General features: G+C 42.1%; 12 protein-coding genes, 1 pseudogene and 1 other annotated feature. Of the genes and pseudogenes, 3 read left to right on the top strand and 10 right to left on the bottom strand.

The features are described 5' to 3' along the window. Positions 1–51: 51 nt before the first annotated feature. Entirely contained in the window at positions 52–417 is a 366-nt protein-coding gene (locus DXA07_RS08255; protein ID WP_117807240.1) for a cupin domain-containing protein, read from the bottom strand. A 37-nt stretch (positions 418–454) separates the two neighbouring features. After that, positions 455–847, bottom strand: coding sequence for a cytidine deaminase (locus DXA07_RS08250; protein WP_021944626.1), 393 nt, complete (start codon positions 845–847; stop codon positions 455–457). 486 nt (positions 848–1,333) lie between these two features. Between DXA07_RS08250 and DXA07_RS08245 the strand changes: the two genes are divergently transcribed. Continuing rightward, a complete protein-coding gene (locus DXA07_RS08245) occupies positions 1,334–2,221 on the top strand; it encodes a DegV family protein (protein WP_118484242.1) in 888 nt (295 codons plus the stop codon). A gap of 1 nt (position 2,222) precedes the next feature. On the opposite strand, the gene DXA07_RS08240 is transcribed toward DXA07_RS08245, so the two are convergent. The 7 genes and pseudogenes from DXA07_RS08240 to DXA07_RS08215 form a co-directional block, all read right to left on the bottom strand. Next, entirely contained in the window at positions 2,223–2,732 is a 510-nt protein-coding gene (locus DXA07_RS08240) for a flavin reductase family protein (RefSeq protein WP_021944623.1), read from the bottom strand. A gap of 328 nt (positions 2,733–3,060) precedes the next feature. Continuing rightward, the gene (locus DXA07_RS14100; protein WP_348980799.1) at positions 3,061–3,372 is read right to left on the bottom strand and encodes a hypothetical protein; all 312 of its coding nucleotides are present in this window, start codon (positions 3,370–3,372) and stop codon (positions 3,061–3,063) included. Between the two features lie 56 nt (positions 3,373–3,428). Beyond that, positions 3,429–4,076 carry an NADH pyrophosphatase zinc ribbon domain-containing protein gene (locus tag DXA07_RS14095; protein WP_348980798.1) on the bottom strand — a complete coding sequence of 216 codons (648 nt, stop codon included), beginning with the start codon at positions 4,074–4,076 and terminating at the stop codon, positions 3,429–3,431. Positions 4,077–4,247: 171 nt separating this feature from the next. After that, a pseudogene (locus tag DXA07_RS08230) lies at positions 4,248–6,889 on the bottom strand (valine--tRNA ligase). 101 nt (positions 6,890–6,990) lie between these two features. Further along, positions 6,991–7,195: a binding site (T-box leader), on the bottom strand. Between the two features lie 69 nt (positions 7,196–7,264). Then, positions 7,265–9,322 carry a hypothetical protein gene (locus DXA07_RS08225; RefSeq protein WP_118484240.1) on the bottom strand — a complete coding sequence of 686 codons (2,058 nt, stop codon included), beginning with the start codon at positions 9,320–9,322 and terminating at the stop codon, positions 7,265–7,267. Between the two features lie 172 nt (positions 9,323–9,494). Further along, positions 9,495–11,171 (bottom strand): alpha-glucosidase, encoded by a 1,677-nt coding sequence (locus DXA07_RS08220; protein ID WP_118484239.1) that lies wholly within the window; start codon positions 11,169–11,171, stop codon positions 9,495–9,497. 140 nt (positions 11,172–11,311) lie between these two features. Continuing rightward, positions 11,312–12,283, bottom strand: a complete 972-nt coding sequence (locus tag DXA07_RS08215; RefSeq protein WP_243013890.1) for an AraC family transcriptional regulator — start codon at positions 12,281–12,283, stop codon at positions 11,312–11,314. A gap of 158 nt (positions 12,284–12,441) precedes the next feature. Between DXA07_RS08215 and DXA07_RS08210 the strand changes: the two genes are divergently transcribed. Then, positions 12,442–12,924 carry a hypothetical protein gene (locus tag DXA07_RS08210; RefSeq protein WP_118484235.1) on the top strand — a complete coding sequence of 161 codons (483 nt, stop codon included), beginning with the start codon at positions 12,442–12,444 and terminating at the stop codon, positions 12,922–12,924. Further along, complete coding sequence (locus DXA07_RS08205) at positions 12,924–13,583, top strand: hypothetical protein (RefSeq protein ID WP_118484233.1); 660 nt, start codon at positions 12,924–12,926, stop codon at positions 13,581–13,583. The genes DXA07_RS08210 and DXA07_RS08205 overlap by 1 nt, the downstream gene beginning before the upstream one ends. Before the next feature lie 43 nt (positions 13,584–13,626). On the opposite strand, the gene DXA07_RS12935 is transcribed toward DXA07_RS08205, so the two are convergent. Further along, positions 13,627–13,806: a hypothetical protein gene (locus DXA07_RS12935; protein ID WP_147352508.1), complete on the bottom strand. Its 180-nt coding sequence runs from the start codon at positions 13,804–13,806 to the stop codon at positions 13,627–13,629. Between the last annotated feature and the right edge of the window lie 183 nt (positions 13,807–13,989).

Here is a 13,989-nt window from a genome sequence, read left to right as displayed (position 1 = left end):
AAATAATTAATTTCTCATATCAACCAGACAGTGAGAGAAATTCAAATTTGTCTATCTTTTATCCTTATATGCATATTCAAAGTTTATTGGTGGTGCAGTCACTGATACATACACAAATTTCTCATTACCATCATTCAATAAACCATGAACATCTTTATCTGCAAATCTTACAACATCCCCAGCAGTAAACACTTTTTCTTGTTCATCTGCAAGTAATAGTTTACCCGTTCCTTTTGTTGCATACCAAATTTGTTCTGACGCATCATGTGTATGTCTTGGTTGGCAAGCACCTATTTCAAGATGAACCTCTGTAATTGTCACCCTTTCACTTGATGAATTTTCAGGATTTAATAGTTGTCTTGAAACAACTCCTGGATTTGATAATTCAACTATCTTCTCTTTACTTATGAATTCCATACTATACCTCCACAACTCCCGATTTGATAAAATAAGATTATATCCACCATTCTGGTGTTAAATCGCCAAGCGTTACTATTCGCTCATTTTCATAATCCATCATTATCTCAATTTTTCGATATTCTTCTGGCATTAGCTGTGTCATAAATTCCCTGCAAGCTCCGCAAGGTGGAATGGCTTTTCCATCTCCATCAATAGCAATTACTCGTTTAATAGCATCCTCACCATTTGTAATCATATTGAAGATAGCATTTCTTTCGGCACATACGCCCAAAGTACACGCTGTATCTACGCACACCCCAACATAAATTTTACCCGATATAGATTCTACCGCAGCAGCAACTCCTCCTGCTTCAATAATTTTCGAAACATCTCGTGGTTTTAATACCTGTTTTGCTGCATCGTATAACTCTTCCCATTTATTATCCATAAATTTCAGTTCTCCCTTATAACTTTCGCTTTATCTTTCTACTCAACTACACGCCAACTTCTTTAAAATATTAACATAATATTTAAGCTCATTCAAGGAACTCAAATAAACACACAAGTGGAATACCTCAAATTAAGTTTGTTTATTTGAAATTGCAATATAACTGCATATAGAAATCAGGAAACTTATACAGTACAAAACAACCGCTCCAAAACTAAACAATACTTCTCCCAAATAAGTTAGTCCTGGCATAAATCCATATCCAGGAAGATTATTATAGTAAATCATCAGTCCTATGGATATAAGCAGCGGAATTAGTTCTGCCGAAAACAATATTCGCCAAAGTTTTTTTTTTCTTGCGAATGGTTATCACAAATAATATTATAGGAAATCACAATAATAACAATTTTTTCAAAGAGTATTTTCATCAATTCCGGAAATACTAATACCGAAAATATATCGGAAAATGTATTGGAGGTTTTTATCATGAGACATTTTATCTTATCGTGTGAATCGACAACGGATCTGCCATATTCTTATCTGAATGAACGGGAAATTGCGGTCATTCCTTATACTTACGTTATTCATGAACATGTATACGAGGATAACATGGAACGAAATCCGGATCTGATGCCGAAGTATTATAAGATGTTGGAAAAAGGGCTGCTGCCTACAACCTCCCAGATCAACGAAGCTTCCTATTATGATTTCTTTGAAGAACTGATACAGAAGGGGGATGTGCTTCATATCACATTCAGCTCCGCCTTAAGCGGATCGGCAAATAATGCCTATCGTGCGGCGGCAGCAATAAAAAAGAACTATCCGGAAAAACAGATACAGATCATTGATTCTCTCTGCGGTGCAGGGGGATATGGATTATTAACAGACTACGTTGCCGATATGCGGGATGAAGGTCTTTCATTGGCAGCAGCTGCCGACTGGATCATGAAGCATCGTACCTGTATCCATCACCAGTTTTTTACAACCGATCTCACCTTTCTGCACCATAGCGGGCGGATCAGCGGCACTGCTTCCCATATCGCATCGATCCTGAACATTCATCCTCTGATCCGGCTGGATCAGAACGGAATGGCAGATGCCTATACAAAAGTCCGTGGCAAGAAGCGCGCCGTAAGAGAGGTGATCTCTGAGATGGAATACTACGCAGAAAACGGGACAGACTACAATGGAAAATGCTTCATCTCCCATGCTGCCTGCCCCGAGCTTGCCTATCTGTTAAAGAACTCCGTCCTACAGACATTTCCGAATGTCACTCATCCGGTACGCATCTTAAATGCCGGTACAATTACCGCATCCCACTGCGGTCCCGGCGCTGCCGGACTGTTCTTTCTCGGACGCGAACGCCCGTATTAATTTAATATTCATCCGGTACAAGTACCTTTTCAATCTCTGCGATATAGTATCTGTGATAATCCTTATCCGGATATACCTTTGCTCCTTCCTCAGGATCAGCAAAGGTAGCAGGATCAATATCTCCTTCGCACATTTTTCTGCAAATGAGTGTAATGCCTGCCTCCTTGATAACCGGAACATCACCACAGAAATCAAGGGTGATCCCTGCTCCTGCAAATTTATCCGCTACATCCTTACCGGATGTTCTTCCGCAATAAGTCAGTGCCTTTCTGTACTCTTCCGGAAGCACACAAACGGAAAATTCCTTCTGTTCATCGATAAACTGCTTTGTATATCTCTGTGGGCGGATATAAATCGTTATAACAGGCTTTGACCAGAATTCACCAAAGGAACCCCAGCTTACTGTCATCGTATTTGCCTTCTCATGATCTCCTGCAGTTACAAGGGCCCACTTTTTGTTGATCATTTCGATCAGATTTCCTTTTAATTCCTCTGCATTGATTTCTTTCATCTTGATAATACCTCACTTTTCTGATTACTCAGTTCCTGAAGTGTTTACTGTAACAGAAATACATCCTGATACAATAATGAGGCACTGATCATTCTCAATGCCTCATTGCAAAATCGTATGGTACACTGGTATTACCAGCTGGTTTTTGGCTCATTATACCATCCGCTTTTGTTTTGTCAACCAACAGCTTTTCAGAAACAAATCGTTTTTTATTACTTTTTAACACAGGTTTTATAATATATGAAATTATTTTCAACCTTATGCTTTTCTTTTTTTATTTTTTTTATTTTATTCAGATATCAAATACTATAACTTTATTTTTATTTTTTTATAGTGATCGGTCTGTTTTATCCTGTGATCGATCTGTTTTCAGATCAAACACACCCTGTCCATATCGTTTAAACTGCATCATCATCTCATGTGTCAGACTCAGATGTTCTCCATAGTCCGGGATCTGCTCGCGCTCTACCCATTCGCCGCTTGCAAGTTCTTCATGATCGATGGTCAGTTCCGGTTCATGCTCATCTGACTTTTTTCTGTCTGCCTGACAGAAGAATCCCATCAGCAGATTGCTGTCAAATCCCCACGGCTGTGATTTGTAATACCGGATATTCTTAACCGGTATTCCGACTTCCTCCATCACTTCACGCCGAACCGTTTCCTCTACCGTCTCACCTATTTCCGTAAAGCCGGCGATCAGGCGTATCGTTTATACTCTCTTGCAGCGTAAGTTGTAAGAATGATACGATTACCATCTGTCACTCCGACAATTACTGCCGGTGCGATCGTTGGGAAGATCAGATGTCCGCAGGACGGACAACGGAGCATCCGTTCTTTCTCATCCGGGAGCACAGGCGTTCCGCAGGCTCCACAATAGCGGTTCATCGAATACCACAGATGCAGATGCCATCCGGTTGCCGCCGCAAGCACTTCTTCCTTTGGCTTGCAGCTTCTGGTCTTATACATGCTCCGGTATTCATAACCCAGAATCTCCAGACGCTCTCCCCAATTTACATCAGTTGCTCCATTCGCTGATCTTTCAACATAATAAGGCTCTGTTGTCCGGACAAGATCCTGCGGCCGATACAGAAAATACTGTCTGTCATCGATCACAAACAGGTAGGTCAGATTATCCTGCCATGATGCATCCTGCGTGACCGTATCATTTATTCCTATATAGCTTTTATATTCCGAGACAGTGAGCCAGACCAGCTCATGCTCATCCTCTACCTTTTTGGCAAGGATCAGTTTCTCGGAAAATGCAAGGATCACATCATCATTCTTCGGCGGTTTTCGATATGCATATTCATTATGAAACCGTTTTGGTTCTATATCCTGTATCATCTTCCTATACCAGACAGGCTGTCTGATACGATATGAAAACATCTGTATTATCAGTGCTTTTATATGCGGATCAGCCAGCCTGTTTCTTTCTTTTTGAATTTATACCATGAATCATTTCTGTCGACACTGTCGTTTCGATTCATATATGGACACAGCTTTGCGTCTCTGTTATTACTTCTTTAACTGAGCCAGACGTTCTTCAACCTGGGCTTTCATTTCTGTATATTTTGCAAGCTTGGCTTTTTCTTCTTCTACCTTGGCAACCGGTGCTTTATCTACAAATTTAGGATTTGCAAGCATACCGGATGCACGCTTGATCTCACCGGCCAGACGACCGGATTCTTTCTCCAGACGCTCGATCTCTTTGTCGATATCAACCAGCTCTGCAAGCGGAATATAGAGTGCGGCATCATGTATCAGGTAGATACTGCATTCTCATCAATACCATTCTTGCTATCCTGAATGAATACCTCACTTGCATATCCAAGTGTTGCAAAGAAATTCTTTGATGCTTCAAATATATCACGGATCTCACTCTTAGCAGATACAACATATACAGTTGCTTTCTTGCTTGGCGGTACATTCATACCGGTACGCAGATTACGAATCGCACGAACCGCAGCCTTGATCGTATCAACTGCATTTTCATCCTGCTTGAAGTTCCACTCCTCTTTATATACAGGCCAGTCAGAGATCATGATAGATTCTTCCTCATCCTGAATATTACAGAAAATCTCCTCCGTGATAAACGGCATATATGGATGTAATAATTTCAATGCCCGGATCAGAACGGTCTTTAATGTCCAGAGGGCTGCTGCCTTTGTCTCGTCTGCATCATTGTAAAGTCTTGGCTTAACCATTTCGATATACCAGTCACAGAATTCTTCCCATATGAAGTCATATACCTTGGAAACTGCGATACCCAACTCGTATTTCTCCATGTTATCTGTCATCTCAACTGCCAGATCATTGACCTTGGATAAGATCCAACGGTCAGCGATCGTAAGATCAGATAATTTTACATTTGAGAAATCAGCCTTTTCCATATTCATCATAATGAATCTGGATGCATTCCAGATCTTATTTGCAAAGTTTCTGGAATTCTCTACACGCTCCCAATAGAAACGCATATCATTTCCCGGTGCATTACCTGTGATCAGTGTCAGACGAAGGGCATCTGCACCATATTTATCAATAACCTCAAGCGGATCGATACCGTTTCCAAGAGACTTACTCATCTTCCGGCCCTGATCGTCACGAACCAGTCCGTGGATCAGAACATGCTTAAATGGGCTCTTTCCTGTCTGCTCCAGTGCGGAGAATACCATACGGATAACCCAGAAGAAGATGATATCGTATCCGGTTACAAGTACGTCTGTCGGATAGAAATATTCATATTCCGGTGTCTTCTTTGGCCATCCAAGTGTTGAGAATGGCCAGAGTGCGGATGAGAACCATGTATCCAGTGTATCTTCATCCTGTGTCAGATGTGTGCATCCACATTTCGGACATACCGTCGGAACTTCTCTGGAAACGATCGTCTCATGACACTCATCACAGTAATAAGCCGGGATTCTATGTCCCCACCAAAGCTGACGGGAGATACACCAGTCACGGATATTTTCAAGCCAGTGGATGTATGTCTTATCAAACTGCTCCGGTACAAATTCCAGCTCATCTGTCTTGATCAGATCAAGAGCTGCCTGTCCCATTTCCTTCATACGGACAAACCACTGTGGCTTGATCATTGGCTCTACCGTTGTCTTACATCTGTCATGTGTTCCTACGTTATGTGTGTGTGGTACAACCTTTACAAGAAGACCTTCTTTTTCCAGATCTGCTACCATTGCTTTTCTGGCTTCATAACGATCCATGCCTGCGTATTTGCCGCCCTTCTCGTTGATTGTAGCATCATCATTTAAGATATTGATTTCTTCCAGATTGTGTCTCTTACCTACTTCGAAGTCGTTCGGATCATGTGCCGGTGTAATCTTTACACAGCCTGTTCCGAATTCCATATCAACATATTCATCTGCGATAACAGGAATCTCTCTGTCTGTTAAAGGAAGCTTCAGCATCTTACCGATGATATCCTTATAACGCTCATCCTTTGGATTTACAGCAACCGCTGTATCACCAAGCAGGGTTTCCGGTCTGGTCGTTGCAATCTCTACATATCTTCCTTCTTCTCCAACGATCGGATAATTGATATGCCAGAAATGTCCTTCCTGCTCTACATGCTCTACCTCTGCGTCCGAAATGGATGTCTTACATACAGGACACCAGTTGATGATCCTGGAACCTTTGTAGATATATCCCTTTTCATAGAGATTAACAAATACTTCCTTAACTGCTTCTGAACATCCCTCGTCCATTGTAAAACGCTCTCTGTCCCAGTCAGCAGATGAACCCAGCTTCTTTAACTGATTTACGATTCTTCCGCCGTATTCTTCTTTCCATTTCCAGGCATGCTGTAAAAAAGCCTCTCTGCCGATCTCCTTCTTATCAATGCCTTCTGCCTTTAATTTCTCTGTTACCTTTACCTCTGTAGCGATCGCTGCATGGTCTGTACCCGGCTGCCATAATGCACTGTAACCCTGCATTCTCTTGAAACGAATGAGGATATCCTGCATCGTATTGTCCAGGGCATGACCCATATGAAGCTGTCCGGTTACATTTGGAGGCGGCATAACGATCGTAAATGGTTTCTTACTGCGATCTACCTCTGCATGAAAATATTTCTTATCTTCCCATTTTCTGTACAGCCTGTCTTCTATGTCGGCCGGATTGTATGTCTTTTCCAGTTCTTTCATCTGTTCCATCCTTTCTGTTTTTATAGCATCTTTAGTGGAGCGTTTTTCCTTTACAGAATCAATCTTCTTACATAGAAAAAGCCCTTTGAAACATCTCTGTTCCAAAGGGCGTATCTTACGCGTTACCACCTTAATTTATCACTCATCTTATTCTGTAACGGGAACGACCCGGCACATCCTACTGAACATTTCGGATGTGCTGCTCCAAAGCTACCTTCCCACAAATTTCCTCGAAAGACCTTTCAGCCTGTGGATCTTCCTCTCTGGCAGTTCTTTTATGGTACTCCTCTTTTTCCTTGCATTTATGCTGTTAAACTAAATCTCATAGTACAACAGAAGTCTTTCCAGTGTCAAGCGGTTTTAAACGTAATCTTGCTATTTTTCATACATCAATACTCTTTCCCACGGCATAAGTGTCGCTCCATCATCCTCCGGGAAACATGCGCTCATCTGATCCGATATCACCTTTAACTTTTTCCGTATTCTTTCATAGCTAAAGAATCCATTATCATTCTGCTGATCCGTCATGGCATATTCAAACACTCTCGCACGGTCTTCATTTGGAAAGCTTTTTGAGTAGGTGTCAATAAATGCAATCTCTGACGCATCACCGGATGAAAATGCTACATAGGTATTGTCATAGCTATTTTCATTTGCAATATAATCGTAATCATAATCGAATCCAGCCGGGTTGCACTCCGACCAAATTCCTTCATCAAACCAACAGCCGGTGTAATTCATATGGTTCTCGATCGCATGAAAGATCTCATGGTGGATCGTGCTGATATAGGCAGATTGATCATTGATATCAATAACCAGAAATGTGTCATTCTCCAGAGTATTCTGAACACCGGCAGCAGTTGTAAGTGCCGTTTCATCTGTTCCTATGATTGCTCCTGCCAGATAGATCTTTAATATGCTTCCATATCCATCATCCAGATTTTTCAACATCCGATCCGGATATTTCTTCAACTCATTCTTCAATACTTCCAGTGACTGCGCGGTCAGAAGTGCATTGTCTGACGCCTCATACCGGTAGATATCCTTGCTGCACTCCGTCACTTCATCCAATATATGTACCTCTACACCATTTTGATCTCCGATATCCTTTGCCTGCTGCCGCAGCTCCTGCTTCAGCTCATCGGACGGATGATCCAGATAACTCCATGGATAACGGTAGACTCTGGAATCACCGGAAATGCTGCGCGCATCGTTCAGATCCCATATGTATACTTCCGGTGTGAGTCCACTCGTTGAAAATGCAAAGAAGTTGTATGTATCTATATAAGTACCTTGATCGATATAAATATAATTTGTTTCATCAAATGGGAATGTTACTGCAAGTCTGCTTTCACATTTACCGGTATCCACATTAAAGATCCGGAACTGCAGCTTCTGTGTATTTGTCTCCTTCGACTGACTGGAACAGCCATACATCGCAAGACCATGTTCTACATCACAGCCAACCTGAAAATCACCTGTATTATCCGGAATCAGAATGCCCGGTTCTTCCCCGGACGTTTCTCCATACACCTGATAGACCTGACCATCCGCATATACCGATGCGTAGTATTTATCCCCACTTCCTTCAAATTGTACGATATCATAATCACCGGTTTCTTTTACATCCGTTCCGGTCACACTATAACATCTGACCTCCACACGTTCTGCCGTATTATCATATGCCGACACCACCAGATACTCCGGTTCTTCCGCATATCCAAGCAGCGTTGTATCTTTTCCTTCTCCTGAATATGCCGGACACACCTCTGCCTCTTCCCCTGACCGCAGATCATATTCATAGATCTGTCCATCCTCTGCATTTGTATAGAAGAAGCCGGTAAGATCCTTTGACATCAGATAACTGTCCGGTGTCCCCTTTTCGATTGGCATAACAGTCTCCTGATCCAACAATGCTCCATACCGGATCAGCTCTTTGTTGCCTTTATCATAGAGAATCACCTCATCGGTTCCATTTGAAAAAACATCTGACGCATATATATCCTTCGGGCAGCTTACAACCGCTTTCTGCCTGAGATCCGCCAGATCATATAGTGCCAGATAACCGTCTTCTCCTACGCCATACTGGATTCCAAGGGCATTCCCAAAAGCAAACATCTTATTGATGTAAATATTATCTTCCTCTACTTTCATATCCAGTTGATACAGATTCGTATGTCCGGATACCTTTGCCTGCTTGTAGTATTCTCCCGAGATGATCGACTTCCACTCTTCTTCTGTGGTCGTTTCTTCGGTTGTCGTCTGTGAGCCATCTGCCCTGTCAGTTTTTTCTTCTGTCAGATACCCGGAAGTTGTTCCCCCATTCTTATCCCCACCTGTCACCTGACAGCCTGCTATCTGTCCAAGTGTCATGCTGATAACCAGCACTCCTGCCAGCCATCTGCCAATACCTTTCCTATAATTCTTTCTCATATATGCGCCCCATTTCTATGCCATTATAATACCCCTAATTTATTTCCACTTTTTAACAGAATATCATATATTAATTTCCCTGTAACTAATAAAAACCATCAAAATGATGGTTTTTAAGCACTGTTTCGCCATCATTTTAATGGTTTTATATGTTGATCAATTATTCAAAGCATTATCCCAGGATCACTGCCTGCCCGGAGCTTAACCGTATACGGTTGCCATTTAAGCATACGTCATTCTTATTATCTAACAAAACATGAAGCTTCGGCTGCTCATTTGCAGTCAGCAGATCAACCGTGATATCTTCTCTACTGTAATTCGTTATAATGTAAACGGTCTGGTCTTCCGTCTTTCTTGCATATGCAAATATTCCATCCTTCTCCACAAACATTGGAACGACCTTGCCATAGGTAAATACTTCTTTGTAGTCCTCGGACTTACGAAGTGCGATCAGCTTCTGGTAATAGTACCATACTGAATCTTCCCTGCCAAGCTGTTCTTTTACATTGATCTCTTTATAATTTGGATTTACAAAGAGCCATGGTGTTCCGGTTGTAAATCCTGCCTGTGCAGAATCATCCCACTGCATTGGTGTTCTGGCATTATCCCTGCTGTTCTCATAGCAGGCTTCCATCGCTTCTTCTACCGTGCAGCCAGCATCGATTGCAACTGCATATTCATTCTTTGTACTAATATCATTGTAATCATCGATTGAAGCCATATGACAGTTACGCATACCGATCTCTTGTCCCTGATAAATAAACGGAATACCACGCAGCATAACACTGATCGTTCCCAGCAATTTGATTCCGTCTTCATTCTGAAGGTAATCCGGCAGATAACGGCTCGCACCTCTTGGCTCATCGTGATTCTCTATAATATTTGCAAGGAAGCCGACATCTTCACATTCCTTCTGTGCATGGAAGATCACCTTTTTCAGATCATCAAATCCGACCTTCTTCGCATCGTACCAGCCATGATCGCCAAAGGTCATCTCATGCGCTGAGAAATCAAACATCGTTGAAAAATGTCCGTCGTCACCGATAAATTCTTCCAGCTCATCCTTCTTCATATTGAATACTTCAGCAACTGTAAACGCATCGTACTTTTCAAATGTATGCTTCTTCAGATCCTCTAACAGTTCACCAACGCCATCGACGCCCTCAACCATATGGAAGATTCCTGTCATTCCATCCGGTCCGTCCGGCTCATAATCCGGAAAACTCAGATCTTTCTTGATATTGATGATCGCATCGATACGGAAACCCGCAACGCCCTTATCCAGCCACCAGTTGATCATGGTATATAATTCATTTAATACCTCAGGATTGTTCCAGTTCAGATCCGGCTGTTCCTTTGCAAACATATGAAGATAATAATAGTCCGTTCCTTCTACTTTCTCCCATGCGCTTCCACCAAAATAAGACCGGTAATTGCTTGGCGGATTGCCGTCTTTTCCCTTACGGAAATAAAAATAATCGCCATATTTACCCGCCGGATCTTTTAATGCTTTCTGGAACCATTCATGCTGGTCAGAACAGTGATTAATAACAAGATCCATAATGATATACATATCCCGCTTCTTCGCTTCTGCTAACAGCTCATCGAATTCTTCCATCGTTCCAAAGATCTCATCGATCTTATAATAATCTGAAATATCATAACCCTGATCGACAAATGGAGACTGATAGATTGGAGATAACCAGATAATATCGATTCCCAGACTTTTCAGATAATCCAAATGATCGATCACGCCACGAAGATCACCGATTCCATCTCCATTTGTATCCTGAAAACTCTTTGGATATATCTGATATGCTACTTTACCATGCCACCATTTTCTTTTCATTATAAAAACCTCCTGTGTTCCTTTTATACTGTCTGTATCTGTTCCACCATCGGATACAGATACTCGTTCTTTTTACACTTTAATTACAGTATACGGAATACATAGAGGTTTTCTATCTTTAAATTGACTATTTTATTGTACTATTTTGACTTTTTGCGATATTCAGAAGGTGTCATGTCCTTCTCCTTTTTAAAGCGTCTGATAAAATATCCGATATTGTCAAATCCACAGGCAGATGCAATATCTATGATCTTATCCTCTGTCTCTGCAAGTGCCGTTGCCGCTTTCTCCACACGGATCATATTGATATATTCTGTGATCGTCTTCCCGATATTCTTCTTAAAATATCGGCAAAAATACTGTTCATTCATATTGACCAGCTCCGCCAGTTCGGACAAGCGGATCGGTGAACCGTAATGCTCCCCGATATACTGCAGCACCTTTTTCAGATTCTCTACCGTTCCGGATTCTTCCCTGTCTTCCCTGACCTGTCTTGTAAACAGGTCATACTTATATGCAACTGCGATCAACTCTAACATCTTTGCCTTGATATTCAAATAGAGCATATTTTTCTGTAGATTCTGTTTCGGTTCTACTGCCACGTTCTCACGCATTATTGAAGAATCCGTATGCTGCCCTTTCTTCGTACCATGTTCTTTCATCTGCCTGAGCATCTGTTCAATCTCTTTATAACAGGCACTCAATTCCTCAAATGCCGCATCCCCGTTCTGGCACAGAACCGGCATCCGAAGCTTTCCTTCTGCAAGCGGGCCAAGCACCTTCGCCTCCGCCGCATCATACCGTTCAAAGCACAGGATATCAACAGGGAACACAACCGCACTTTCTATACCATCCTTTTCCAGGATCAGTGCATGCAGTTCTTCCGGATGGATGCACATAAATGCCGGTGCATGAACCTGATACTCTTTTGTATTTATCCATACCGGGAAATCACCTTTTTGAAAATAGATCCATTCCATTTCCTCATGCCAATGCGGAACCACATGCCACTCATTTTCTCCGTTCCATTCGTACAAAGCAACCGGATACTGCACCGTTCCATGTGTTCTATTCTCTTTTAACGATGTATTTGCCATTTCCTGCTTTTTCATGCTTTGGTCCTTTCTTATTTTTATGCTGGACATCTTCTATATTTCATTATACACTTTTCCTACATGGGGACAAATGGTTTTATATCGTACATCGCATTTATTTTCTTATAATTTTCCCCATATTACCCAATGATCAATTTTTAACAAGAGAAAAAAGAATGGACATACTCCCACCAATATCAAATATCAAACGAAACCATCCAGTCTCACTGCCTGATGCCACTCTGTTTCCAAAAAGCATCGGCATTCCGGCAGCAGGAATTCTGTCTGCCTCTGTATACACTTGCGAGATCGATCGTACACCAAGATTTATTTTCCTTGGAATCGGTATCGTACTGATCATAATTGCCGTTATATTACTGATACGCTATATAAAACAGGTGACCGCATTTAAGAAATACAAACCTGCATGGGAAAAACACAAAAGCATTTATGATGATTTTGCCATAGAACTGAATCACTGGTATGATTCCGGACTTCCGCCAAAGAGCTGTGACGGCGATACCTCCTACGCCCTCCGTCTGCAAAGAGAACGACTGGGTCGCAAAGGAATCCGCATGATCCACTACACGGCACCTGCCAAAGAGACTCCCGGAACCACATATTTTCAAGAAACACCGCATGGTATACCGTTGACCTGATGAATGAACATATCACCAGACGACTGCGGTTTGAGAATTCATCCGGCATCATATATGACCGGGATTCCGATGATACGATGTATGAATCTGTTGTCCACACACCAAATGAAGCCGAGCTTCATCATATGATAATGACCTGCCCGAACTGCGGTGCTGTCAACCCGGTTGCTGCCCTGACACAGTGCTGTCCATACTGCAGTACCGTTTTCCAGATAAAGGATCTGTTCCCACGTGTCACGAATACCTATTTTATCCGAAATAATGCTTCCATGAAAAATGTAAACAAACGAGGCTCCACCATATGGATCACTATGCTGGTTGTATTTCTATTTACTTTTATTTCCTTTCTTTCAGACCGGGAGAATCCGATTCCTGCCAGCCTGATCATGTCCTATTTTGTCACACTGATCTTCGGCGGCATCACCGGACTTATGCTTTCATCCGTTCTTTTGATCATTAAGCAGTTCAATCGTGACGGTCGAAAACGTATTCCATTCTGGTCTTATGTGACAGCAAAGGGAAAGATCTCACGAGCATTTGCGCCTTATGAGCCTGTTTTTTCTTTTGAGAAATTTGAGGCAGATCATCGCCCTGATCCGCATGACCGTTCTGGCAGATCACCCAGAAAACCTTGCTTTCTATCGTGGTTCTTCTTTTGATCCATATTTTCAGGATATCATCGAGATAACCTACATGCAGGCTTTAACTGTCAATGATATCCACATGGAGGGAAGTGAGCTGTGCCTGAATCTTCGTACCTAGTGGATCAATTACAGTGAACATGATGGCGCCATAAACCGTCGGGGCGACTGTATCGACGTATCCCTCCGACGTAATACCGCCTACATGGAACCGCCCGGTTTCTCCATTACTTCCGTCCACTGCCCTGCCTGTGGCGCAAGCTTCGATTCCGTACGCCAGCGCAGCTGCCCTTACTGTGGCAACGAATATCATATGGAGAATGCAGGCTTTGTCATTGGAAAGCTGGAGCTTATTTAGAAATGATCTCTTGCTGTTATATACAATAATTCCCACCTGTAAAGACTCATGATGTTTTCTACAAAC

The organism is Clostridium sp. AM54-37XD, from assembly GCF_003478225.1.
Taxonomy (GTDB): domain Bacteria; phylum Bacillota; class Clostridia; order Lachnospirales; family Lachnospiraceae; genus Coprococcus; species Coprococcus ammoniilyticus.
This window is presented reverse-complemented; position numbering and strand designations above follow the sequence as displayed.

Bases quoted from the DNA above. Each gene is read 5' to 3' on its own strand.
- DXA07_RS08220 (WP_118484239.1), bottom strand. From the start codon at position 11,171: ATGAAAAGAAAATGGTGGCATGGTAAAGTAGCATATCAGATATATCCA.
- DXA07_RS08240 (WP_021944623.1), bottom strand. From the start codon at position 2,732: ATGAAAGAAATCAATGCAGAGGAATTAAAAGGAAATCTGATCGAAATG.
- DXA07_RS14100 (WP_348980799.1), bottom strand. From the start codon at position 3,372: ATGGAGGAAGTCGGAATACCGGTTAAGAATATCCGGTATTACAAATCA.
- DXA07_RS08225 (WP_118484240.1), bottom strand. From the start codon at position 9,322: ATGAGAAAGAATTATAGGAAAGGTATTGGCAGATGGCTGGCAGGAGTG.
- DXA07_RS08250 (WP_021944626.1), bottom strand. From the start codon at position 847: ATGGATAATAAATGGGAAGAGTTATACGATGCAGCAAAACAGGTATTA.
- DXA07_RS08255 (WP_117807240.1), bottom strand. From the start codon at position 417: ATGGAATTCATAAGTAAAGAGAAGATAGTTGAATTATCAAATCCAGGA.
- DXA07_RS08210 (WP_118484235.1), top strand. From the start codon at position 12,442: ATGGACATACTCCCACCAATATCAAATATCAAACGAAACCATCCAGTC.
- DXA07_RS14095 (WP_348980798.1), bottom strand. From the start codon at position 4,076: ATGATACAGGATATAGAACCAAAACGGTTTCATAATGAATATGCATAT.
- DXA07_RS08205 (WP_118484233.1), top strand. From the start codon at position 12,924: ATGAATGAACATATCACCAGACGACTGCGGTTTGAGAATTCATCCGGC.
- DXA07_RS08245 (WP_118484242.1), top strand. From the start codon at position 1,334: ATGAGACATTTTATCTTATCGTGTGAATCGACAACGGATCTGCCATAT.
- DXA07_RS08215 (WP_243013890.1), bottom strand. From the start codon at position 12,283: ATGAAAAAGCAGGAAATGGCAAATACATCGTTAAAAGAGAATAGAACA.